Source organism: Microbacterium fluvii (genome assembly GCF_025515205.1).
In the GTDB taxonomy this organism is placed as follows: domain Bacteria; phylum Actinomycetota; class Actinomycetes; order Actinomycetales; family Microbacteriaceae; genus Microbacterium; species Microbacterium fluvii.
This window is the reverse complement of the sequence record NZ_JAOPFX010000002.1, coordinates 390490-413150: the sequence shown is the minus strand read 5'-3', so window position 1 is coordinate 413150 and position 22661 is coordinate 390490. Positions and strand designations below refer to the sequence as shown.

The window sequence follows — 22661 nt, the reverse complement described above, 5'->3', positions numbered from 1 at the left end:
TCTAGTCGACCGGACCGTCCGCCATTCTCCCAACGGCATCTGTGCGGGCGCTGATAGCGGATGCGGCGCGCCTCACAGCGCCTTCAGCACCGCCGCGACGCCCCCGGCGTCGACCGACCCTGTGGTCTCGGACGCGGCATCCCGCACTTCCTGGGGCCCCTGCGCCATCGCGACCGCTCGCCCGCCGCTGCGGCGCGCCCACGCGAACATGCCGACATCGTTACGTCCGTCGCCGATCACGAGCACGTGCGCCGGGTCCACCCCGAGCTCGGTGCGCACCCGCTCGAGCGCCGTGGACTTGTCGACGCCGTGCGGGGCGATGTCGAGCCACGCGCTCCAGCCCACGGCATACGACACCTGGTTGAGCCCGATCCGGGCGATCAGCGCCGAGAAGTCGCGCTCGTCCTCCCCCGGCGAGACCACGACGACGCGGCACACAGGTTCGGCCGACAGCTGCTCGAAGGGCACACGTGCCGCCTGGCTGAGGTTCCAGTCGGCGAGCACTTCGGTGTACAGGCGCCGCCCGTCGCGCAGTTCCACCATGTAGCGGGCGTCGGGCAGGTGGGTGCGCAGCAGCTCGAGAACCTCGGTCGCGTCGAAGGTCTCGACGTGCCAGCGCTCGTACTGGCTCTCTTCGGCGAGGTCGCCCTCCCGCCGCCGCATGATGACGGCGCCATTGGAGCACACGACGTATTCCGGCGCGATGTTCAGCACCCGCACGATGCCGCGCGTGCCCTCCCAGCTGCGGCCGGTGGCGAGCATGACCTCGTGCCCTGCGCGGTGCGCGTGGGCGACCGCATCCACGACCCCAGGGCTCAGCGACTCGTCTTCGAGCAGGATCGTGCCGTCGATATCGAGGGCGATCAGCATCCGCTCCGTCGCGACGGCCGGGTTCTCGGTGTCTTCGGCGACCTGCTCGACGAGCTCGGCGGCCTCGACGGGCCGCACGACCTCGATCGACCCAGTGGGCGGCAGATGCGAGTCGCTCACGCGATCGGCTCCATGACCTCCAGGCCGCCGAGGTACGGGCGCAGCACCTCGGGCACGACGACCGATCCGTCGGCGCGCTGGTGGGTCTCGAGCAGCGCGACGATCCAGCGGGTCGTTGCCAGCGTGCCGTTGAGGGTCGCGACCGGCTGCGTCTTGCCACCTTCGACGCGATGGCGGATGCTGAGCCGCCGCGCCTGATACGTCGTGCAGTTCGAGGTGCTGGTGAGCTCGCGATAGGCGTCCTGCGTCGGCACCCACGCCTCGACGTCGTACTTGCGCGCGGCCGACGACCCGAGGTCGCCGGCGGCCACATCGATGACGCGGTAGCTCAGGCCGAGGTCCTGCAGCATCCCCTCCTGCAGCGCGACGAGGCGCAGGTGCTCGGCCTCGGCGTCTTCGGGGGTCGTGTAGACGAACATCTCGAGCTTGTTGAACTGGTGCACGCGGATGATGCCGCGGGTGTCTTTGCCGTACGAGCCGGCCTCGCGGCGGTAGCACGTCGACCAGCCGGCGTAGCGCTTGGCGCCCGCGCCGAGGTCGACGATTTCGTCCATGTGGTAGCCGGCGAGGGGCACCTCGCTCGTGCCCACGAGGTAGAGGTCGTCTTCTTCGAGGCGGTACACCTCGTCGGCGTGCTGCCCGAGAAAGCCGGTGCCGCGCATGACCTCTGCCCGCACGAGCGTCGGCGGGATCATCGGGATGAACCCGGCATCGACGGCGCGCTGCAGCGCGAGCGACATGAGCGCGTACTCGAGGCGCGCGCCGATGCCGGTGAGGAAGTAGAAGCGACTGCCCGAGACCTTGGTGCCGCGCTCCATGTCGATGGCGCCGAGCTTCTCGCCGAGGGCGAGATGGTCGAGCGGCTCGAAGTCGAACGCGACCGGCTCACCGTGGGTGCGGAGGGTGATGAAGTCTTCTTCGCCGCCGGCCGGGACGCCGTCGATGACGATGTTCTCGATGCGGCTGAAGGCGGCGGTGAACGCCTCCTCCGCGGCGGTGACCGCGTGCTGGGCCTGCTTGACGCGGTCGCTGAGCTCCTTGGCCTCGGCCACCAGGGCCGCCTTCTCGTCTTTCGGCGCCTGCGCGACCCTCTTGCCGTGCGCGTTCTGGGCGGCGCGCAACTCTTCGAAGGCCGTGATCGCCTGACGGCGGGCGGCGTCGGCGGCGAGCGCCTCGTCGACGGTGTCGGGCGACTCCCCGCGGGCCTCCTGCGAGCGCTTGACCAGCTCGGGGCTTTCACGAAGAAGTGCGGGATCGATCACGTGATCGAGTCTAGCCGGGGCGCCCCGTGCGCCGACCGGGCCTCGGGCGGCAGCATCCCGCTATCGTGAGTCCATGACAGACCCGGATGCCGACGCCACCCGCAAACGCGCCGCCCTGGTCTACAACCCCACGAAGGTCGACGGCGACGCGATCCGCGCGGAGGTGATCGCCCTGTCGAGCGAGGCCGGCTGGGACGAGCCGCTGTTCTACGAGACCCGCATCGAGGATCTCGGTGACGACGTCGCCCGTCAGGCCGTGGCCGAGGGCGCCGCTGCGGTGCTGGTCGCCGGCGGCGACGGCACGGTGCGCGCCGTGTCGGAGGCGATGAGCGGCACAGGCGTTCCGCTAACGATCGTGCCCAGCGGCACCGGCAACCTGCTGGCGCGCAACCTGCGTCTGCCGCTCGACGACCGCGAGGCGATGATCCGCGCGACCTTCGACGGCGAGGTGCACGCGATGGACGTGGGCTTCGCCAAGCTCACCCGCCCAGACGGAGAGAAGGCCGAGCACGCCTTCGTCGTGATGGGCGGCATGGGGCTGGACGCCGCGATGATCGCGAACACGAGCGGCGACCTCAAGAAGAAGGTCGGCTGGGTCGCCTATGTCGACGGCGCGGCGCGGTCGCTCGTGAACGCCAAGCCGTTCCCCGTGATGTACCAGGTGCCGGGCCACCGCATGCACCGGGCGAACGTGCAGAGCGTGCTGTTCGCGAACTGCGGGTCGCTGCCGGCAGGGCTGGAGCTGATCCCGGAGGCCTCGATCACCGACGGACAGCTCGACATCGTCATCTTCCAGCCCAAGAACCCGCTCGGATGGCTGCTGGTGTGGCGCCGGGTCGCGTGGGACAACAGCGTGCTGCGGCGCTTCCGCGCGGGCAGGCAGATCCTCTCGCTGCGCACGAAGGACAACGCCGTGCGGTACACCCGCGGCACGGGCATCGACGTGGCGGCGCAGGCGGTGCAGCCGGTGCAGCTCGACGGCGACGAGTTCGGCGAGGCGACCCAGGTCGCGGTGCGCGTCGAGGCGGGGTCGCTGCAGGTCGTGGTTCCCCGCGGCCACGTGTCGACGACCTTCTGACCCCCCACCCCCCCCCAATCCGTTTACGGTCACGACGCGCCGCGAGGGCGTGCCCCGTGCGCGGCGCGTCGTGACCGTAACCGTGAGGGGTGGGACTCCTCCCCAGGGGGTGGGTCGGGCTGAACTGTGCACGAATCGGTACGGGCCGGGACCGGCGGGCTGCGCGCCGGCGCACCGTGTACGCATGCCGAAACCGAAGCCGCTCCCTCCCACGCTCCAGGGCCGCGCGTTCACGACCGGCGAGGCTGCCGCGCACGGAGTCTCGAAGTCGCGCCTGCGCAGGTCCGACCTCTCGACGCCTGTGCGAGGCCATCACGAGCCCCGCACCGAACCAGCGCCCGTCGACCCCGACGAGCAGCCGTGGCAGAAGGCCCGCCGTGAGCTGCTCGCCCGAGCCCGCGCCGAGCATCTGCGCCTTCCGACCGGAGCGGCGCTCAGTCACCTCACTGCAGCCGCTGTCCACGGCTTCCCCCTGTCGATGAAGCGCCTCGCATCCGGAACCATCCACATCACGACGACATCGGATGCTGCACGCCGACGTCACAGAGGAGTCAAAGTCCACCCGCTCCCGCGTGACGAGCGACGGGTGGTGGTCGACGACATGTGGCTCACGCATCCGCTCGACACGTGGTGCGCGCTCGCGTCGATGCTCCCCCTCGATGAGCTCGTCGAGCTCGGAGACCACCTCGTGCGGCGACAGGAGCCGGATGCGACGTTGACGCAGCTGCGCGAGGGCGTGCGCCGATACGGGGGACGCCGCGGCGCCAAGAAACTCCGCGCCGCGCTCGAGTTGGTGCGGGAGCGCACCGACTCCGTGCGCGAGACGCGGCTGCGCCTGGCGCTGCTGCGCGCCGGCCTGCCTGAACCGGCGGTGAATATCGTGGTTCGAGACGGCGACGGACGGCGCATCAAGCTCGGCGACCTCGTGTATGCAGAAGCGAAAGTGCTGGTGGAGTACGACGGCGAGCAGCACCGCACCGACTCCGACCAATACGCGAAAGACGCCCGCGATCTCGAGCGGGCCGCGGAGGCGGGTTGGCTCGTCATCCGCGTGCGCAAGGGCGACCGCGACAACCGCGCGATCGCCGCTCGCGTGCGCCGCGCGCTGCGTTCTCGCGGCGTCCCGACCTAGGCCCATAGACGGTTACGGTCACGACGCGCCGCGAGGGCGCAGCCCGCGCACGGCGCGTCATGACCGTAAACGGGTGGGAGGAGGAGGGTCAGCCCTTGACCGCGCCGCCCAGACCCGCGGAGCGCAGGAACACCGACTGGAAGAGCAGGAACATCGCGATCGGGATGAGGGTCGCGATCGCGAGGGCCGCCAGGAACACATCGAGCTCGGTCTGGCTCTGCACGTCGGGCAGCCGCACCGACAGCGGCTGCACGGCGGGGTCTGGCAGCACGAGCTTGGGCCAGAGATAGTCCTTCCACGCCGCGATGATCGCGAACACCGACACGACGCCGAGGATCGGCTTCGACATCGGCAGCACGACCGACCAGAACAGGCGGAACGGCCCCGCGCCGTCGGTCTGGGCCGCCTCGAACACCTCCCGGGGCAGGTTGTCGAAGAAGCGCTTGACCAACAGGATGTTGAACGCGTTCGCCGCCATCGGCAGCCACACCGCGAGGTAGGTGTTGAGCATCGAGGGTGCCCCGAACGGCGGCCGCACGATCGTGAGATACAGCGGCACGAGCAGCACGATCCCGGGGATGAACAGCGTCGCCAGCACGAGCGCGTTGAGCACGGGCGCGTACTTCGGGCGCAGCACCGACAGCGCGTAGCCCGCCGTCGTCGCGACGAACAGCTGCGACAGCCAGGCGCCTGCGGCGATCACGATCGTGTTGAGGAAGTACTGGTCGATGTGGATGTCGTTCCACGCCGTCGACAGGTTCGCCCAGTCCACGCCGTTCGGCCACAGCGCGAACGGCTGGGTCAGGGTGTCTTGCGTCGGGGTGATCGCGGCCTTCGCCAGCCACAGGATCGGCCCGAGACCCGCGACCACGAGCGAGACGAAGAGGAAGCCGTGGGTCAGCGACATGCTCAGGCGCGTGCCGGGGCGGCGACGCTCCGAGTCCGAGACGATCGTGCGGCCCGCGAGGTCGTCGCCCTTCGACGGACTCAGCGACCGCCGCTTGGCGCGGCCGAACACGTTGCGGCGGGAGAGGGAGCCCCGCATCCCCTCCCGCACGGGCGAGGTCGACAGCGGTGCGCTCATGACGTGCTCCATCGATCGGTGAGCCTGAAGTAGAGCCACGACAGCACCGCGAGCACGATCGCCAGCAGCACCGAGACCGCCGTCGCCTCGCCGTAGTCGCCGCCGAGGCTGTTGCGGAACGCCTTGTCGTAGATATAGAGGAGGATCGTCTTGGTCGCTCCCGCCGGCCCTCCGCCGGTGAACAGGAACGGCTCGAGGAACACCTGCGCCGTCGCGATCACCTGCAGGATCAGCATGATGAAGAGGATGCCGCGCAGCTGCGGAATCGTGACGTGCCAGACCTTGCGCCAGATCGAGGCGCCGTCGACCTCGGCCGCGTCGTAGAGCTCCGGCGGCACCGACAGCAGGGCGGCGAGGTAGATGATGATCGACCCGCCGGCAGCCGCCCACGTCGCCTCGAGCACGAGCGAGGGCATCGCCTGCGTCGCCGACGACAGGAACGGCTGCGGGGGGATGCCGACCCACCCGAGCACCGTGTTGAACACGCCGTTCGGCGACGAGTCGTAGAAGAACTTCCACAGCAGCACCGCGACCACCGGCGGGATCACCACCGGCAGGTAGGCCAGCGCGGAATACAGCCCCTTGCAGCGGCGCACCTCGCTCATGAGCACGGCCATCAGCAGCGGGAGCGGAAACCCGAAGAGCAGCGCGAGCACGGCGAAGTACAGCGTGTTGACCACGGCGCGACCGAGGGCGGGGTCTGTGAGCACCGTGACGTAGTTGTCGAACCCGACCCACTCGCTCACGAGCAGATTGGTCTTCTGCAGGCTCATGATCACCGACTGCACGATCGGCGACCACGAGAAGAAGAAGAACACGAACACCATCGGCAGCACGAACAGCAGGTTCGCGAGGCCTCCGCCGCGGTACCACGTCGCAGGCGTGCGCCGGCGGCGCGGAGGCACGTCGGGGGGATCGGCGGATGCTGCAGCCTTCTGCCGCGGGATCGTCATGGTCATGATCACTTCTTCTCTGGGCTGCTGCGTTTCGTCTCGTCGCTGTGCTCCTCGCTCAACGCCCGGAGGGGGACCGGTCGTGAGCGAGGAGCACCACGACCGAACGGAGGGACCGGTCGTTGAGCGAGGAGCACCACGACCGAACGGAGGGACCGGTCGTTGAGCGAGCGAAGCGAGACGAAACGTCTCGGCCTACTGGTCGAGCAGCGCCTGCGCGTCGGTCTGGGCCTGAGCCAGCAGCGCGTCGATGTCGGCGTTCTCGTCGGTGAGCACGGTCTGCACGACGCCGTCGAGCAGCGCGTACACCTCCTGCGTGCTCTTCTTGGGCTCGCCCACGGGCGTCTGGTCCCAGATGGCGTCGGTGAACGGCGTCATCTGGTCGCGCGGCACGTTGATGTAGGGCTCGATCCAGCCCAGCGACTCCTCGTACAGCTCACGGCTGAGCACCGGCAGCACCGGGGTGCCGACGGCCTGGCCCGACTCGCTGAGCGTCTTGGCGTCGAGCACTGCGGCATCCTCGTCGAGGAGCTTCTGCATGTAGTACCAGTCGATCCAGGTGACCGCGGCCGCCTTCGTCGCATCGTCGACGGTGGGGCTCACCACGGCGATGTCGCCGCCGCCGAGCGTGCCGGGGTCGGCGCCCTCGGTCGGCACGACGGTGAGGCCGTACACCTCGGGGTCGAGTCCGAAGTCGCGCACGAGCGCCGTGTAGACGTCGGAGCCCGACGTGTACATGCCGATGTTGCCCGCGGCGAACTCCTGGTTGATCGTGCCCCAGTCGAGGTCGACCTTCGAGCCGAACGAGTCGTCGACCCAGCGCAGGTCGTGCAGGAACTGCAGCGTCGCCTTGGTGCCGTCGTTGTCGATGGTGGAAGTGGCGGTGCCGTCCTGACCGTCGGTCTGGGTGCGCCCGCCTCGTGCGACCGTCTGCGCCGTCAGCTGCCAGCCGCCGGTGTTGTTGATCGCCATCTGGGCGTAGCCCGCCTTGCCGGTCTCCTCGGAGATCTGCTGGGCGTACTCGCGTACCTCGTCCCACGTGGTGGGCGGACTGTCGGGGTCGAGCCCCGCCTGCTCGAACAGGTCGCGGTTGTAGTGCAGGCCCATCGCGTAGGCCTGCCGCGGGAAGCCGAAGATGCGCCCCTCGTCGTCGGTGACGCCGTCGAGGATGATCGGGTTGAAGCTGTCGGTGTAGCCGAGCTCCTCCATCTCGTCGGTCACATCCATGAGCTGCCCGTTCTCGAGCAGCGTCTTGGAGTCGGTGAACGGCACCGTGAAGACGTCGGGGAGGCTCCCGCCCGCGAGCTGCACCGCGAAGGTCGGCCCCTCCCACTCGTATTCGACGCCGATGATGTCGATGTCGGGGTTGTCGGCCTCGAACTGCTTCTCCTGCGCGGCGAAGGCCTCGTAGGCGGCGGCGTCCGCCCCCGGGGGGAACGTCGCGACGCGCAGCTCGACCTTTCCGTCGGTCGCCTGGTCGGCGTCTGCGGCCGAGCATCCGGCGAGCGCGCCGACGGTCGCGGCGACCGCGACCCCGGTCAGCAGGCCCCGTGCTGGTGACTTCATTGTCTTTCCCTTTCGTGCTGTGTGCGGGTGAGGGTCTTTCAGAGCTCGAGCCACGCGGTGGCGTCGGGCGGCAGCATCCCGTCCTCAAGGGGAGTGCTGACGAGCACCACCCCGCGGTGTGCGGGGAGGTCGATCGGCGCAGGGCCGAAGTTCGTGACGGATGCGGTGCGCTCCCCTCGGCGGAACGCCACGACGTCCGAGCCGAGCTCGAGCCAGTCGAGCTCGGCGGCACCGAAGTCGGGGCGGTCGCGGCGCAGCCGCAGCATCGCGCGATAGAGGGCGAGCGTCGAGGCGGGGTCGTGCTCTTCGGCCTCGACCGTGAGCTCGGCCCAGTCGCCGGGCTGCGGCAGCCAGGTGTCGTGGTCGGCGTCGGTGCCGAAGCCGTAGGGTGCGGAGTTGCCTGCCCACGGCAGCGGTACGCGGCATCCGTCGCGCCCCGGGTCGACGCCGCCGGAGCGGAAGTGCATCGGGTCTTCGATCACCTCTCGTGGCAGCTCGACCTCCGGCAGCCCCAGCTCGTCGCCCTGGTAGATGTAGAGGCAGCCGGGGAGGGCGGCGGTGAGCATCGCGGCCGCGCGGGCGCGGCGGGTGCCGCGGGCGAGATCGGTGGGGGTGCCGAAGCGCTTGCGCTCGAACGCGAACCCCGAGTCGGCCCGCCCGTAGCGGGTGACCGGACGCGTGACGTCGTGGTTGGAGAGCACCCAGGTCGCGGGGGCCCCGATCGGCGCGTGCTCGGCGAGGGTGCGCTCGACCGAGGCACGCAGCTCGTTCGCGCTCCATGGCCGGGTCATGAAGTCGAAGTTGAACGCCGTGTGCATCTCGTCGGGGCGCAGATACCGCGCGAAGCGCTCGGCGTCGTCGAGCCACACTTCGCCGACGAGGATGCGGCTGCCGGCGTAGCCGTCGGCCACGGCCCGCCAGCCGCGGTAGATGTCGTGCAGCTCGTCGCGGTCGAGGTGCGGGTGCTCGCCCGGGGCGACCTCGGCCGGCACGGGCGGCAGCGCCGGGTCTTTCACCGGCAGCGCGGCCGAGTCGATGCGCACTCCCGCAACGCCCCGGTCGAACCAGAACCGCAGGATGTCTTCGTGCTCGCGGCGCACGTCGGGATGGTTCCAGTTGAGGTCGGGCTGCTCGGGGGTGAACAGATGCAGGTACCACTCCCCCGGCGTGCCGTCGGCCTCGGTCGTGCGGGTCCACGTGCTGCCCTGAAAGCTCGAGACCCAGTCGGTGGGCATGCCGTCGCCGTCGGGACCGAGCCCGGGGTGGAACCAGAAGCGCGCCCGCTCGGGGCTGCCGGGGCCCGCGGCGAGCGCCCGCTGGAACCACGGGTGCCGGTCGCTCACATGGTTGGGCACGATGTCGACGATCGTGCGGATGCCCAGGGCCAGCGCCTCGGCGATGAGCTGTTCGGCCTCGGCGAGGGTGCCGAAGCGGGGGTCGATGGCGCGGTAGTCCTGCACGTCGTAACCGCCGTCGGCGAGCGGGCTGGGGTACCACGGGTTGAACCAGATCGCGTCGATGCCGAGGGCCTTCAGGTACGGCAGCCGCGAGCGCACGCCCGCCAGATCACCCGTGCCGTCGCCGTTGCCATCGGCGAAGCTGCGCACGTAGAGCTGGTAGATCGCGGCGGTGCGCCACCAGTCGCGGTCGTCGGTGGCGACGGCGGCGGTGTCGCTCAGGACGTCGGTGTCCACGTGGCTCCTCGGCTCGAACGGTGCTGCATCGCCGAATGTAGCCTTCATCACCAATCAATGCAAGAACTAAACACTTCTCTGCAATTTTGCGCCCACAGCATCCGCTTGCGATCTCACCGCCGCAGCGGCCGCGCACAGCTCGCTGACATACGACCCGACACGCCGGGGCCACGGCACGGGTGGCGGCGTGTCGGCCCAGACCTCAGCGACTTGTGCGTCGAGGCGAGCGGGGACGGATGCCGGGGGTCAGGCCGAGAGGGGAGCCGTCGAGGCGCGCAGCACGAGCTCGGGCTCGAACAGCAGCTCTTCGCCGGTGCGGGCGCCGCCGTTGATCTGGGCGAGCAGCAGGTCGATGGCGGTGCGGCCCATCGCGTCGATCGGCTGGCGCACCGTGGTCAGCGGCGGCTCGGTGCAGCTCATCAGCGCGGAGTCGTCGAAGCCCACGACGCTGATCTCGTGCGGCACGCGGCGGCCCGCACGGCGCGCGGCCCGTACGGCGCCGAGGGCGAGCGGGTCGCTCGCGCAGACGAGCGCGGTGGCGCCGGCATCCATCAGGCGCGTCGCGCCGGCCTGCCCCGACTCGAGCGAATAGAGCCCGCGCACGACGAGGCGCTCGTCGAGGCGCGCGCCGAGGCCCTCGAGGGCGCGGCGCGCGGCGGCGAGCTTGCGCTCCGACGGCACGTGGTCGGCCGGCCCGAGCAGCAGCCCGATGCGGCGGTGACCGAGCTGGTGCAGGTGGGTGACCGCCTGCTCGGCCGCCGCCGCGTCGTCGGTCGAGACGGTCGCGAACGGCATGCCGTCGGTGCGTGCGTTGATGAGCACGGTGGGCAGGTTCACGCGGCGGAGACGCTCGTAGTGCTCGTGAGGGGCGTCGGCCTGGCTGTAGTTGCCGCCCAGGAACACGACGCCCGACACCTGCTGCTGCAGCAGCAGGTCGACGTAGTCGGACTCGGTGATGCCGCCCGCGTTCTGCGTGCACATGAGCGGCGTGTAGCCGCTCTGCATGAGGCCTCCGCCGATGATCTCGGCGAGCGCCGGAAAGATCGGGTTCGTGAGCTCGGGCAGCACGAGACCCACCAGGCGCGCCCGCTCGCCGCGGAGCTTGGTGGGTCGCTCGTAGCCGAGCACGTCGAGGGCCGTGAGCACGGCCTGGCGGGTCGCTTCCGAGACGCCGGGCTTGTCGTTGAGCACGCGACTGACCGTCGCCTCGCTCACCCCGACCTTGCGCGCGACCTCCGCCAACCGCTTCGACATGGCGACAGTGTACGCAAGAACTTGCAAGAGCTTGCAGGTTCTTGCCGTGCGATCCGTCGCCCGATATCTTGCAGGGCACAGGGGAGCACCGGGGGGTCTGCCGTGAAGAGCAGCGCGCGGGTCGCGCTGGTGGTGATGACGATCGCCGCCGGCGCCACGATGACCGCCTGCTCGAGCGCCCCCGCCGCAGCGCCCGGCGTCGCCGCATCCGCATCGCCGTCGCCGACGGCCTCGACCGCGGCCCTCGCCGGCGCCGCGCGATGGGAGCTGTTCCGCTCGGGCTGGTTCGAGCCCCTGCTCACCCTCGCCCTGTGGGCGGGAGGGGCCACGGCGATCTGCGCCGTGCTGGCACGACTGATCGTCTTCGCCATCCCCTGGCAGCGGCTCCGCCCGCGCTCGCAGCGCACGGCAGACGGCGCGCCGATCACCGGCTGGCAGGGCGCCGCCTGGGCCTTCACGATCTTCATCGGATGGTGCCTGGTCGTCACCGGCGTCACCGCCACCGCCTGGCTCGCTTCGGTCGTCGGCGTGCTGGCGGTCGCCGTCGGCACGGCGCGACTGTCGTGGTGGCTCGGAGTGCGCCCTCGTCTGCTCGCCTCGGTCGCCGCCGACGACGGCACGGCGTCGCCGGGCGCCTCGGCGCGACTCGTGCTGCTGGTGCGGCGGATGGGCGCGACCAAGCCCCGCGGCGTCGAGATCCCCGGGGCCAGCGACATCACCCAGCTCACCGAGGCCACGGCGACCGTCACCGACAACGCCCTGGTCAAGGCGGTGCTCACGATCTGGCAGTTCGTCGCGAACGTCTCGCCATGGCGGGTCGACGTGCATCTGCTCGACACGCGCAGGGCCGTGGTGCGCGTGGACTGGAACGGCAGGTCGATGGCCAGCGAGCTGATCGACCTCGACGAGCTGGAACTCGATGATCTCGAGCTGCCGGACGACACGCCGCTGCGCATGGCCGCCGCCGTGGTGGCGGTCTCGCTCGCCCGCGGCTACCGCGACGTGCGGGGGCTGTACGGCGCGAAGAAGTGGCAGAGCGTGGGACTGGTCGATCTGGCGAGCCTCCAGCCGGGCGGAGCGCAGGAAGAGCTGCTGATCCGCGCCGCCCTTCGGCACGACCCCGACAACACCCTGGCCACCGCTCGCTCGGTGACCCGCACGGGGCGCACCGCCAACGACGCCGACGCACTCGAGGCCTACATGGCGGCCCTCGAACAGCTGGCCGACCGCATCGCTCCGCTGTGCGGTCGTCGAGAGCCCTTCGGCCGCACCCTGCACCGCCGCGCGCAGCCCGCGTGGCGACGCCTGCGCGTCGAAGACGCCCCCTACGCGCTGCTGGCGCGCACGCTCGTGCTGTGGCTCATGGCCCTGCGCAACAGGGTCGCCGTCGACGAGCTGTCGACGGCCACGGCGTCGAAGAAGCCGAAGAAGGCGCCCCCCGCGCGCGCTCCGTATCGTCGGCCGATCCCCGAGCACGACGTGCGCGTGATCGTCGAGCTGATCGAGCTGATCGAGGCGATGGCCGGCAACCCGCGGTTCGACGATCAGGAGTTCGTGGCCGACCTGCAGGGGCGCACCGCGATGACCCTGCACCGGCTCGCCGACAGCGGGCTGTATCCCACCGGGCTCGCCGACGAGCTGCGCGACACCGAGAAATGGTTCGCGGCCGCCATGCGCTCCGAGGTGCCGACGGTCGCCTACTCGGTCGCCACGTATCTGGCGATGTCAGGGCGCCCGTGCGAGCCCCAGCTGGTCATCGCGCTGCGCCACTCGCGCATCCGCGCGTGGGCTCCGCGCGACCCCGAGCTGGCCCGCATCCGCGATTCGGCATGGATGCTGCTGCACCCCGACCTGCCGGCCGACGTGTGGCAGAGCCCACCGCTGGCCGCCCACCGCGAGCGCCTGGCCGAGATCGGGATCACCGACCCGGCCGTGCTGGCCGCGCGGTCGATCGATCTGTCGCGCTACCTCTGGCTTCAGCCCGAGGCCTACGCCTATCTGCGGCGGGCCGCGCGACTGGCCACGCACCTCATCTCGACGACCCCGAAGCGGTGGCGGGCGCGCGTGCCGCTGCTGTACGCCCGACTGTCGGCAGCCGGAGTGCACGACGTCTCGGCGTTGCGTGCGCTGTCGAAGCGACGGATGCTGACGGTGCTCGACGACGCCGTGCGGGGCGTCCGCCGTGGCGACGGGTACGTGCCGGCGGCCGAAGCGATCGCGGAGCTGCGACGCGCGTGGCGCTCGCGCCGGTGAGTCGCGGAATACCTTCGGCGCCGCGACGTTGCTCTTCACGATGAGCGACACCCCTGCCCCTGCCCTGTCCGTGCTCGATCTCGTGCCGGTGCGCACGGGTCAGACCAGCGCCCAGGCCGTGGCCGCATCGCTCGGCCTCGCGCAGCGCGCCGACGAGCTGGGCTACCGCCGCTACTGGTTCGCCGAGCACCACAACATGCCCGCCGTCGCCTCGACGACCCCGCCGGTGCTGATCGCGGCGGCCGCGGCCCGCACCCACCGCATCCGCGTCGGCTCGGGCGGCGTGATGCTGCCCAACCACGCCCCGCTCGTGGTCGCCGAGCAGTTCGCCGCGCTCGAGGCGATCGCCCCCGGCCGCATCGACCTCGGCATCGGCCGGGCGCCGGGCAGCGACCCCGTCATCACGCAGCTGCTGCGGCAGTCGGGCACCTCCAGCGACGTCGAGCGCTTTCCGCAGCACATCCACGACATCCTCGCCCTCGCTTCGCCCGAGGGCGCCTCGCTCCAATTCACGAGCGGCGGCACCTACGACGTGCACGCGACCCCCGCCGCCACCTCGACGCCCGAGGTGTGGCTGCTGGGCTCGAGCGACTACTCGGCGCAGCTGGCGGCATCCCTGGGCCTGCCCTACGTGTTCGCGAACCACTTCTCCGGCGAAGGCCTCGAGCGGGCGCTCGACCTCTACCGGCAGGGGTTCGTCGCGAGCGAGGCGCACCCCCAGCCGCGCACCTTCCTCACGATGAACGTCGTGGCCGCCCCCACCGCCGACGAGGCCGAGGCCCGCGCGCTGCCGCAGGCGCGGATGATGGCGAGGCTCCGCGGCAATCGGCCGCTCACGGCGCTCGAGACGGTCGAGCAGGCCGCGGCGGCAGAGGCGGTCGACCAGCTCGCCGCCCCGATCATCGACGGCATCCGCCGCCGATGGGCGATCGGCACCGGCAGCGACGTCACCGCGGCCCTCACCGCTCTGGCTGCGCAGTACGGGGTCGACGAGATCATGGTCTCGCCGGTGTCGGGCGCCTACGACGCCGAGCCGATGGATGCCGCGACCGGCCGCATCCAGACCCTCGAGCTCATCGCCGGCTGAGACAGGTCACAGAGCCGCGGCGCCGCCGCTCACGCGCACGCCGCCCGCCGACGGGATCTCGACCTCGAGCAGGCACGGGCTGCCGACGTGCCTGCCCTGCCGCACGCGCACCCGGCCGTCTGCCGGCACGGCGCCGAGTGCCCGCAGATAGCCGCCGAACGCCGCTGCCGCCGACCCCGTCGCCGGGTCTTCCGAGATCGTGCCGACGGGAAACAGGTTGCGCGCCTCCCACTCGGCGCCTTCGCCGTGCATCACCGTGACGGTGCCGCTCCAGCCCTGCTCGTCCATGAGCGCGCGCACCGCCGCCTGGGCGAAGCCGAACCCGTCGAAGCGCTCTGCCGAGGCGATCACGAGCACCGGATGCGGGTTGCCCGCGTTCGCGATGCGCGGCGGAAAGCGAGGGTCGAGGTCGGCCGTCTCCAACCCCAGCAGCGCGAGCAGGCGCGCGAGCACGCCCTCGTCGAAGGCGCCGACGGTGGGCTCGACGCTCGTGAACGTCGCGCGCAGGCCGGCGGAGGCGGCATCCGTCGCGATCGGCACCTCGCCGACGGGCGTGGCGAACCGCACGAGTCCCGCCCCCTCGCGCTCGGCGATCGCGACGGCCGTCGCGATCGTCGCGTGGCCGCAGAAGGGCACCTCGGCGATCGGCGAGAAATAGCGGATGCGGCGCGCACCGTCACCGGTCGCCCCGAGCACGAAGGCGGTCTCGGCATAGCCGATCTCGGCCGCGATGGCCTGCATCCGCTCGTCGGTCAGCGATGCCGCGTCGAGCACGACGCCGGCCGGATTGCCGCCGCCCGGCTGAGCGGGGTCGACGAAGGCGGCGTAACGGAGCACGTCTGTCATGTCACTCCTGCGGCGCGCCCGAGACGAGCCCGCGCAGCCAGTCGCGCGCTTCGACGAACACGTCGTCGGCGTAGCGCTCGGGGTAGCGCACGATCGCGTGATCGGCGCGAGGGTACGACCCCAGGAAGATCACCTTGGGGCTGAAGCGGCGAAGCCCCATGAGCGCGTCGGCCATGCGCTCGTCGAACACGTGCCCGTCGGCGTCGATGACGAAGCGGTAGCGGCCCAGGGCGTCGCCGATCGGGCGCGACGCGAGCAGCGACAGGTTGATGCCGCGGGTCGCGAACTGCTCGAGCATCTCGAGGAGCGCCCCGGGGTGGTCGTCTGGGAGTTCGACGATGAGCGAGGTCTTGTCGGCGCCGGTGGGCGAGGGCGGAGCCGTCGTGCGGGCGACGAGCACGAAGCGCGTGACGGCGTTCTCGTTGTCGCCGATGTGCTCGGCGAGCAGCTCGAGCTCGTGGTGCTCGAGGATTCCGGGCGGGGCGATCGCGGCATCGGCGTCGCTCGTGCCGTCGAGCAGGCTCATCGCCGCCGCGACGTTGCTCGAGGCGGGGATGTGTGCGTGGGCGGGAAGGGTCTGTCCGAGCCAGCCGAGGCACTGCGCGTAGGCGACGGGATGCGCCGCGACGACCGACACGTCCTCGAGCCGCGCGCCGGGCCGCCCGACGAGCACGAAGTCGACGGGCACGAGGTATTCGCCGACGATCCGCAGACCCGGCATTGTCGCCAGGGCGTCCTGCGCGGTCGAGACGCCGCCGTCGACCGAGTTCTCGATCGCGATCATCGCCGCGTCCGACCGCCCCTCGACCACGTCGGCGAGCGCTTCGCCGACGTTGCGCACCGGGTTCCAGTGGTGGCCGCGCGCCTCGGGCACCTGCGCGAGGGCGGCCTCGGTGAAGGTGCCGGCCGGTCCGAGATAGCTGTAGCTGCGGCGGGCGTCGGCCTCGGGCACTGTGCTCACGGGCACCCAGCCTAGCCCCGGCGCAGGGGCCGGCGAGCGTTGCATGCGCTCCCGGCCCCGCTTAGGGTCGATCGCACAGGGAAGCGAGATGATGACGCGCGAACGGATGCTGCACACCTGTGCCCTCGCGGGCACGTCGACTCTGCTGGCGGTGCTGGCGCTGACCGGCTGCACGGCGGCAGAGACCGAACCGACGCCGCAGGCCACGGCATCCGCCCCCTCGGCTCTGCCCTCGGACTCGGCGTCCGCGTCGGCGACCCCCTCGACGATGGCCGACGACGACCCGGCCTGCCTGCTCGGTGCGTGGACGATGGATCAGCAGGCGCTGACCGACTTCTACGACCAGATCGGTGCGATCTCGAGCGAAGCGGGCATGACGTTCACCCCCGACGGCAGCGCGGGGCTCGAGATCACCGCCGACACGTTCACCTGGACCCCCGATCTGACCCTCGCCATCGACGCCGCCGGCACCCCGATGTCGGTCGAGGTGGGCGGGTCGATGAGCGGCGACTACACCGCGACGCCCGGGCACCTCACGACCGGCACGACCTCGGTGAACGACCTCGTGATCGTCGCGGATGCTGCGGGCAAGGCCATCGACGCAGGAGCGATCGCCGAGCAGATCGCCGGGGCGCCGCTGACCGACGCGACCTTCACGTGCACCGACGAGACGCTGGTGCTCGAGACCGCGGTCGCCGACGGCACGGCGATCGCGACGCTCAGCCGCGACTGAGGTCCCTGCTGTCCACGCGACGGGTGCGCCGGATGCCGTGAGCGGGCAGACTAGGCCCATGAGTCGCGCAGGACAGCCCGCTGAAGCATCCGACCTCATCGACATCGACGAGCTGATCGCCGCCTACTACGACCGGAAGCCCGACGCCTCCGTGCCGGAGCAGCGCGTCGTGTTCGGTACGAGCGGCCACCGCGGCTCGGCGCTGACGACGAGCTTCAACGAAGACCACATCCTGGCCACCACCCAGGCGATCGTCGACTACCGCAACGGACAGGGGATCGCCGGCCCCCTCTTCCTGGGACGCGACACGCACGGCCTGTCGCTTCCCGCCGAGCGCAGCGCGATCGAGGTGCTCGTGGCCAACGGCGTCGACGTGCGCACGGACTCCCGCGACTCGTGGGTGCCGACCCCGGCCCTCTCGCACGCGATCCTCACCTACAACAGGGGGCGCGCGGACGACGACCCCGGCCGCTCCGACGGCATCGTCGTGACGCCGTCGCACAACCCGCCGCGTGACGGCGGCTTCAAGTACAACCCGCCGAACGGCGGGCCCGCCGACACCGATGCGACCTCGTGGATCGCCGACCGCGCGAACGAGCTGATCGCGGGGGGCCTGGAGGGCGTGCGGCGCACCCCGTTCAAAGACCTCGATGCCGACGCGATCGGCGAATACGACTTCCGCGACGTGTACGTGCGGGATCTCGCGAACATCATCGACGTCGAGGCGATCGCACGCGCGGGCGTGCGCATCGGCGCCGATCCGCTGGGCGGCGCGTCGGTGGAGTACTGGGCGCTCATCGCCGAGGTCTACGGCCTCGACCTCACGGTGGTCAACCCGGAGGTCGACCCGACGTGGCGGTTCATGACGCTGGACTGGGACGAGAAGATCCGCATGGATCCGTCGTCGCCGTCGGCGATGGCGGCCCTCGTCGCCCGTCGCCACGAGTACGACCTGCTCACCGGCAACGACGCGGACGCCGACCGCCACGGCATCGTGACCCCCGACGCGGGGCTCATGAACCCCAACCACTACCTCGCCGTGGCGATCGACTACCTCTATGCGCACCGCCCGAACTGGCGCGCCGACGCCGGGGTGGGAAAGACTCTCGTCTCGTCGATGATCATCGACCGGGTCGCCGCCTCGCTCGGGCGGACGCTGGTGGAAGTGCCGGTCGGGTTCAAGTGGTTCGTCCCAGGCCTTCTCGACGGGTCGATCGCGTTCGGCGGCGAGGAGTCGGCAGGGGCCTCGTTCCTGCGGTTCGACGGGTCGATCTGGACGACCGACAAAGACGGCATCCTGCTGTGTCTGCTGGCCTCGGAGATCCTGGCCGTCACCGGCAAGACGCCATCGCAGCGCTACGCCGAGCTCGAGGCCGAGTTCGGTGCGTCGGTCTATCAGCGCGTGGACGCCCCGGCATCCAAGGCCCAGAAGGCCGCGCTCGCACAGCTGTCGCCCGACGCGGTGACCGCGACCGAGCTCGCCGGCGAGCCGATCACCGCGAAGCTCTCGCACGCGCCGGGCAACGGCGCAGCGATCGGCGGACTCAAGGTCGTCACAGAGCACGCGTGGTTCGCCGCGCGCCCCTCGGGCACCGAAGACGTCTACAAGCTCTACGCCGAGTCGCTGCGGGGCGAGGATCACCTGCGCGAAGTGCAGGCCGAGGCCAGGTCGGTGGTGTCGGCCGCCCTCGGCGACGCCTAGCCCAGAGCCTCTTCCCCCTCTTCCCCTTCCCCTTCCCGCAACTTGGCAGCTTTGGTCGCTGCGGGCTCGGCTCAGGCGACCGCAGGTGCCAAGTTGCGGGTCAGGATCAGGTGAGCAGGCGGGCGGCCTGGCGGGCGGCGCCGAGCGCGACGTATTCGGCGGGCGCGGGCACCTCGACCGGCAGCCCGAGCACCCGCGGGGCGATCGCCCGCACGGCCTCCGACTGCGCGCCGCCGCCGATGAGCAGCGCCCGCTCGAGCGGCACGCCAAGACCGCGCAGGGCCTCGAGCCCCGCGCCGAGCCCGCCGAGCATGCCTTCGACCGCGGCGCGGGCCAGGTTCTCGCGGGTCGTCGAGGCCAGGGTCATTCCCGAGAGGGATGCTGTCGCATCCGGCAGATTGGGAGTGCGCTCGCCCTCGAAATACGGCAGCAGCGTGAGCCCTCCCGCGCCCGGCCCTGCGGCCAGGGCGAGGTCGCTGAGGCCGGCGTGGTCGACGCCGAGGAGGCCCGCGATCGCGCTCAGCACGCGGGCGGCGTTGAGGGTCGCCACGAGCGGCAGGAAGTACCCGTCGGCGTCGGCGAAGCCGGCGACCGTGCCGGTCGGGTCGATCGTGCGCCGCTCGCTGACGGCGAAGACGGTGCCCGACGTGCCGATCGAGACGACGACGTCGCCGGGGGCCGCCGCAAGGCCCAGCGCCGCGCCGGCGTTGTCGCCCGCGCCGGGGCCGACGAGGCGCCCGTCGGCGTCGGCGACCGACTCGGTCGGACCGAGTACGCGAGGCAGCACGGCGTCGTGGCCGAGCGCCGCGATCAGCAGGTCGCGGTCGTAGTCTCCGGTCTCGGGGTTCCAGTAGCCGGTCCCCGAGGCGTCGGAGCGGTCGGTGACGAGCTCGTCCAGCACGGGGCCGCGCGGGCTCTCCGGACCGAAGCCGCGCAGCCGCCACGTGAGCCAGTCGTGCGGCAGGGCGACGGCCGCCACCCGAGCGGCGTTGTCGGGCTCGTGGTCGCGCAGCCATCGCAGCTTCGTGATGGTGAACGAGGCCACCGGCACGAGCCCCGAGCGCTCGGCGAGCGCCGCGGCGCCGAATTCGGCGGTGAGGGCGGATGCCGCATCCGCCGATCGCGTGTCGTTCCACAGCAGGGCGTCGCGGATGACCCTGCCCTCGGCATCGAGGGCGACCATGCCGTGCTGTTGGCCGCCGATGGCCCACGCTTCGACTCGGCCACCCGCGGCGCCCTCGCTCAGCGCAGGCGCCTCGACGTCGTCGAGGCCGCCCGCTGCGGCGATCGCCTGCTGCAGCGCCTGCCACCACGCCTCGGGATCGACCGACGTGCCGTCGGGGTGGCTCGCGCGTCCCTCCCGCACGACCGCGCCGGTGGCGGCGTCGACGATCACGACCTTGCACGACTGCGTCGACGAGTCGACGCCCATAACGAGGCTCACGGGTTGCTCCTTCGCTCGGATTCTTCGACCAGTCTCACGCGAGACCCTGCTTCCGCCGTCAGACCCCGCCTGTGGCGCCGGATCTGACCCCGAATTCGGGGGCTCGCGATCCGGATGCAGGGTGTCGGGACCCTGCCCGGGTTTCGGTGGATGGGGTGGGTCTCACGCGAAACCCGGGTTGCACCGCCAGACCCCGCCTGTGGCTCCGGGTTTCGCGCCGAAAGCGGGGTCTCGCGTGCGGGAGGCGGGGCTTCGGCGGCGGGTGGGGGTTTCGGAGGCGGCGCGGGCCGCCGCCGAAACCCGCGCCCCGGTCAGCGGGCGCCGAGCAGGTGCTCGGTCGCGAGCTGCTGCAGCCGCACGAAGCCGAAGCCCTTGCCGCCGAGGTAGGCCGACGGGTCGAAGTCCTCGTAGGCGGAGCGGTCTGCGACGAAGGCGTCGTAGGTCTCACCCTCGCCGAAGGTCGGCTGCGCGAGCTCGACGACACGGGCCGCCTCGAGGGCCGCCTGCACCTCGGGGTCGGCGCGGAAGGCCTTGGCGCGCTCCTTGAGCAGCAGGTAGGTCTGGATGTTGGCCTTGGCCGAATCCCACACGCCCGACTCGTCTTCGGTGCGCGACGGCTTGTAGTCGAAGTGGCGGGGACCCTCGTAGGCCTGGCCGCCGTTCGGGCCGCCGTTCTCGAGCAGGTCGACGAGCGCGAACGCGTTGTGCAGGTCGCCGTGGCCGAACACGAGGTCCTGGTCGTACTTGATGCCGCGCTGGCCGTTGAGGTCGATGTGGAAGAGCTTGCCGTGGTACAGCGCCTGGGCGATGCCGGCGGCGAAGTTCAGCCCCGCCATCTGCTCGTGGCCGACCTCGGGGTTCAGGCCCACCAGCTCCGGCCGCTCCAGCGAGTCGATGAACGCGAGCGCGTGACCGACCGTGGGCAGCAGGATGTCGCCGCGGGGCTCGTTGGGCTTGGGCTCGATCGCGAAGCGCAGGTTGTAGCCCTTCGACACGACGTAGTCGCCGAGGAAGTTGACCGCCTCGCGGTAGCGCTCCAGGGCCTGGCGGATGTCTTTGGCCGAGTCGTACTCCGCGCCCTCGCGACCGCCCCACATGACGAAGGTCTCGGCGCCGAGCTCGGCACCGAGGTCGATCTGACGCAGCACCTTGCGGATCGCGAAGCGCCGCACGGCGCGGTCGTTCGAGGTGAAGCCGCCGTCTTTGAAGACGGGGGCCGAGAAGAGGTTCGTCGTGACCATCGGGATCTTCAGCCCCGTGTCGGCCAGCGCGCCCTTGAGGCGGTCGATCTGGCCCTGGCGCTCGGCGTCGGTCGAGCCGAAGGCGAACAGGTCGTCGTCGTGGAAGGTCATGCCGTAAGCGCCGATCTCGGCGAGCTTCTCGACGACGTGCACGACGTCCATCGAGGGTCGCGTCGGGCCGCCGAAGGGGTCGGTGCCGTTGTAGTTGACCGTCCAGAGGCCGAACGTGAACTTGTCGGCGGGCGTGGGGGTGGGCATGGCGCTCCTTCGCGAGTGTCCGTGCGGATGCCGGAACGAATTGTTGCGATAAACAACCTATACCGCGACGGATGCTGCGTCCACCCGCATTCCGATAGTTTCGAGCGCTACTCTCGAAACATGTCGGGCAGGATCACACTGGCGGAGATCGCCGCCGAGGCCGGGGTGTCGCTGGCCACCATCTCGAAGGTGCTCAACGGGCGCTCCGACGTCGCCGCGACGACGCGCGCCCGCGTCGAAGAGCACCTGAACCGCCACGGCTACACCCGCCGCAGCACGCAGCAGCACGCCGAGCTGATCGAGCTCGTCTTCCACGAGCTCGAGAGCAGCTGGTCGATGCAGGTGGTCGAGGGCGTCGAAGACGTCGCGGCCGCCGCGGGCATGTCGGTCGTGCTCACCGTCAGCGGCAACCGCCACTCCCCCGCCCCGGACTGGATCGAGGGCGTGCTGCGGCGCCGCCCCGCCGGCGTCGTGCTCGTCTTCAGCGACATCTCGGCGCCGCACCGCGAGAAGCTGCGCACCCGCGGCATCCCGTTCGCCATCGTCGACCCCGCGGGCGACCCCTCGCCCGACGTGCCCTCGGTGGGCTCGGCCAACTGGGCGGGCGGCCTCGCGGCCACCCGCCACCTCATCGACCTCGGTCACCGCCGCATCGCCGCGATCACCGGCCCCGAAGACATGATGTGCTCGCTGGCCCGCGTCGACGGCTACCGCTCGGCGATGAACGCCGCGGGGCTGCCGATCGACGAGGCCTGGATCCGCTACGGCGACTTCCACCCCGGCGGCGGCGAGGCCCGCGCACGCGAACTGCTGGCCCTCCCCGACCCGCCGACGGCGATCTTCGCCGGCAGCGACCTGCAGGCGCTCGGCACCATCTCGGCGGCCCGCGATGCGGGGCTGTCGGTGCCCAGCGACCTCTCGGTCGTCGGCTACGACGACATCGCCCTGGCCCGCTGGATGAGCCCGCAGCTGACCACAGTGCACCAGCCCCTGCGGCGCATGGGCGAAGAGGCGACCCGCCTCGTGCTGCGGATGGCCCAGGGCGCCGAGCCGGATACCCTGCGGATGGACCTGGCCACCCACCTCGTCGTGCGCGGCAGCACTTCCGCCCCGCCCGCCTGAG

Annotated in this window: 18 protein-coding genes; 7 read left to right on the top strand and 11 right to left on the bottom strand. The window is 71.2% G+C overall.

Going from position 1 to position 22661, the window contains the following annotated elements; genetic code table 11:
* Positions 1-72: 72 nt before the first annotated feature.
* Positions 73-990 (bottom strand): HAD family hydrolase, encoded by a 918-nt coding sequence (locus OAW74_RS10560; RefSeq protein WP_262874324.1) that lies wholly within the window; start codon positions 988-990, stop codon positions 73-75.
* A complete protein-coding gene (gene serS, locus OAW74_RS10555; protein WP_262874323.1) occupies positions 987-2252 on the bottom strand; it encodes a serine--tRNA ligase in 1266 nt (421 codons plus the stop codon). Before serS ends, OAW74_RS10560 begins: the two co-directional genes overlap by 4 nt.
* Before the next feature lie 73 nt (positions 2253-2325).
* On the opposite strand from serS, the gene OAW74_RS10550 reads away from it, so the two are divergent.
* Together OAW74_RS10550 and OAW74_RS10545 are read left to right on the top strand one after the other, a co-directional pair.
* Positions 2326-3330, top strand: a complete 1005-nt coding sequence (locus OAW74_RS10550) for a diacylglycerol/lipid kinase family protein (protein ID WP_262874322.1) — start codon at positions 2326-2328, stop codon at positions 3328-3330.
* Between the two features lie 184 nt (positions 3331-3514).
* Positions 3515-4462, top strand: a complete 948-nt coding sequence (locus OAW74_RS10545) for a hypothetical protein (protein ID WP_262874321.1) — start codon at positions 3515-3517, stop codon at positions 4460-4462.
* Positions 4463-4550: 88 nt separating this feature from the next.
* Here the strand turns inward: OAW74_RS10545 and OAW74_RS10540 are convergent, their stop codons facing one another.
* The 5 genes from OAW74_RS10540 to OAW74_RS10520 all read right to left on the bottom strand — a co-directional run bounded on the left by OAW74_RS10540 (position 4551) and on the right by OAW74_RS10520 (position 11013).
* Positions 4551-5546, bottom strand: a complete 996-nt coding sequence (locus tag OAW74_RS10540) for a carbohydrate ABC transporter permease (protein ID WP_262874320.1) — start codon at positions 5544-5546, stop codon at positions 4551-4553.
* A complete protein-coding gene (locus tag OAW74_RS10535) occupies positions 5543-6505 on the bottom strand; it encodes a carbohydrate ABC transporter permease (RefSeq protein ID WP_262874319.1) in 963 nt (320 codons plus the stop codon). The genes OAW74_RS10540 and OAW74_RS10535 overlap by 4 nt, the downstream gene beginning before the upstream one ends.
* Before the next feature lie 189 nt (positions 6506-6694).
* The gene (locus OAW74_RS10530; RefSeq protein WP_262874318.1) at positions 6695-8065 is read right to left on the bottom strand and encodes an ABC transporter substrate-binding protein; all 1371 of its coding nucleotides are present in this window, start codon (positions 8063-8065) and stop codon (positions 6695-6697) included.
* A 38-nt stretch (positions 8066-8103) separates the two neighbouring features.
* Positions 8104-9807: a glycoside hydrolase family 13 protein gene (locus OAW74_RS10525; protein WP_378733862.1), complete on the bottom strand. Its 1704-nt coding sequence runs from the start codon at positions 9805-9807 to the stop codon at positions 8104-8106.
* Positions 9808-10005: 198 nt separating this feature from the next.
* Positions 10006-11013: a LacI family DNA-binding transcriptional regulator gene (locus tag OAW74_RS10520; RefSeq protein WP_262874316.1), complete on the bottom strand. Its 1008-nt coding sequence runs from the start codon at positions 11011-11013 to the stop codon at positions 10006-10008.
* A gap of 102 nt (positions 11014-11115) precedes the next feature.
* On the opposite strand from OAW74_RS10520, the gene OAW74_RS10515 reads away from it, so the two are divergent.
* Positions 11116-13266, top strand: a complete 2151-nt coding sequence (locus OAW74_RS10515) for a hypothetical protein (protein ID WP_262874315.1) — start codon at positions 11116-11118, stop codon at positions 13264-13266.
* A 40-nt stretch (positions 13267-13306) separates the two neighbouring features.
* Positions 13307-14353: an LLM class flavin-dependent oxidoreductase gene (locus OAW74_RS10510; protein ID WP_262874314.1), complete on the top strand. Its 1047-nt coding sequence runs from the start codon at positions 13307-13309 to the stop codon at positions 14351-14353.
* Positions 14354-14359: 6 nt separating this feature from the next.
* On the opposite strand, the gene OAW74_RS10505 is transcribed toward OAW74_RS10510, so the two are convergent.
* The gene (locus OAW74_RS10505) at positions 14360-15199 is read right to left on the bottom strand and encodes a PhzF family phenazine biosynthesis protein (RefSeq protein ID WP_262874313.1); all 840 of its coding nucleotides are present in this window, start codon (positions 15197-15199) and stop codon (positions 14360-14362) included.
* A gap of 1 nt (position 15200) precedes the next feature.
* Positions 15201-16160 carry a prephenate dehydratase gene (gene pheA / locus OAW74_RS10500; protein WP_262874312.1) on the bottom strand — a complete coding sequence of 320 codons (960 nt, stop codon included), beginning with the start codon at positions 16158-16160 and terminating at the stop codon, positions 15201-15203.
* A gap of 88 nt (positions 16161-16248) precedes the next feature.
* On the opposite strand from pheA, the gene OAW74_RS10495 reads away from it, so the two are divergent.
* Together OAW74_RS10495 and pgm are read left to right on the top strand one after the other, a co-directional pair.
* The gene (locus tag OAW74_RS10495) at positions 16249-16893 is read left to right on the top strand and encodes a hypothetical protein (RefSeq protein WP_262874311.1); all 645 of its coding nucleotides are present in this window, start codon (positions 16249-16251) and stop codon (positions 16891-16893) included.
* A gap of 58 nt (positions 16894-16951) precedes the next feature.
* Entirely contained in the window at positions 16952-18595 is a 1644-nt protein-coding gene (pgm, locus tag OAW74_RS10490; protein ID WP_262874310.1) for a phosphoglucomutase (alpha-D-glucose-1,6-bisphosphate-dependent), read from the top strand.
* A 106-nt stretch (positions 18596-18701) separates the two neighbouring features.
* On the opposite strand, the gene OAW74_RS10485 is transcribed toward pgm, so the two are convergent.
* Together OAW74_RS10485 and xylA are read right to left on the bottom strand one after the other, a co-directional pair.
* Positions 18702-20039: an FGGY family carbohydrate kinase gene (locus OAW74_RS10485; RefSeq protein WP_262874309.1), complete on the bottom strand. Its 1338-nt coding sequence runs from the start codon at positions 20037-20039 to the stop codon at positions 18702-18704.
* A gap of 311 nt (positions 20040-20350) precedes the next feature.
* Positions 20351-21538, bottom strand: coding sequence for a xylose isomerase (gene xylA, locus OAW74_RS10480; protein ID WP_262874308.1), 1188 nt, complete (start codon positions 21536-21538; stop codon positions 20351-20353).
* A 120-nt stretch (positions 21539-21658) separates the two neighbouring features.
* Between xylA and OAW74_RS10475 the strand changes: the two genes are divergently transcribed.
* A complete protein-coding gene (locus tag OAW74_RS10475; protein WP_262874307.1) occupies positions 21659-22660 on the top strand; it encodes a LacI family DNA-binding transcriptional regulator in 1002 nt (333 codons plus the stop codon).
* The last annotated feature ends 1 nt before the right edge of the window (position 22661 follow it).

Coding starts and splice junctions, on each gene's coding strand:
- OAW74_RS10550 (WP_262874322.1), top strand. CDS start 2,326: ATGACAGACCCGGATGCCGACGCCACCCGCAAACGCGCCGCCCTGGTC.
- OAW74_RS10545 (WP_262874321.1), top strand. CDS start 3,515: ATGCCGAAACCGAAGCCGCTCCCTCCCACGCTCCAGGGCCGCGCGTTC.
- OAW74_RS10540 (WP_262874320.1), bottom strand. CDS start 5,546: ATGAGCGCACCGCTGTCGACCTCGCCCGTGCGGGAGGGGATGCGGGGC.
- OAW74_RS10535 (WP_262874319.1), bottom strand. CDS start 6,505: ATGACCATGACGATCCCGCGGCAGAAGGCTGCAGCATCCGCCGATCCC.
- OAW74_RS10530 (WP_262874318.1), bottom strand. CDS start 8,065: ATGAAGTCACCAGCACGGGGCCTGCTGACCGGGGTCGCGGTCGCCGCG.
- OAW74_RS10525 (WP_378733862.1), bottom strand. CDS start 9,807: ATGAAGGCTACATTCGGCGATGCAGCACCGTTCGAGCCGAGGAGCCAC.
- OAW74_RS10520 (WP_262874316.1), bottom strand. CDS start 11,013: ATGTCGAAGCGGTTGGCGGAGGTCGCGCGCAAGGTCGGGGTGAGCGAG.
- OAW74_RS10510 (WP_262874314.1), top strand. CDS start 13,307: ATGAGCGACACCCCTGCCCCTGCCCTGTCCGTGCTCGATCTCGTGCCG.
- OAW74_RS10505 (WP_262874313.1), bottom strand. CDS start 15,199: ATGACAGACGTGCTCCGTTACGCCGCCTTCGTCGACCCCGCTCAGCCG.
- OAW74_RS10495 (WP_262874311.1), top strand. CDS start 16,249: ATGATGACGCGCGAACGGATGCTGCACACCTGTGCCCTCGCGGGCACG.
- pgm (WP_262874310.1), top strand. CDS start 16,952: ATGAGTCGCGCAGGACAGCCCGCTGAAGCATCCGACCTCATCGACATC.
- xylA (WP_262874308.1), bottom strand. CDS start 21,538: ATGCCCACCCCCACGCCCGCCGACAAGTTCACGTTCGGCCTCTGGACG.
- OAW74_RS10475 (WP_262874307.1), top strand. CDS start 21,659: ATGTCGGGCAGGATCACACTGGCGGAGATCGCCGCCGAGGCCGGGGTG.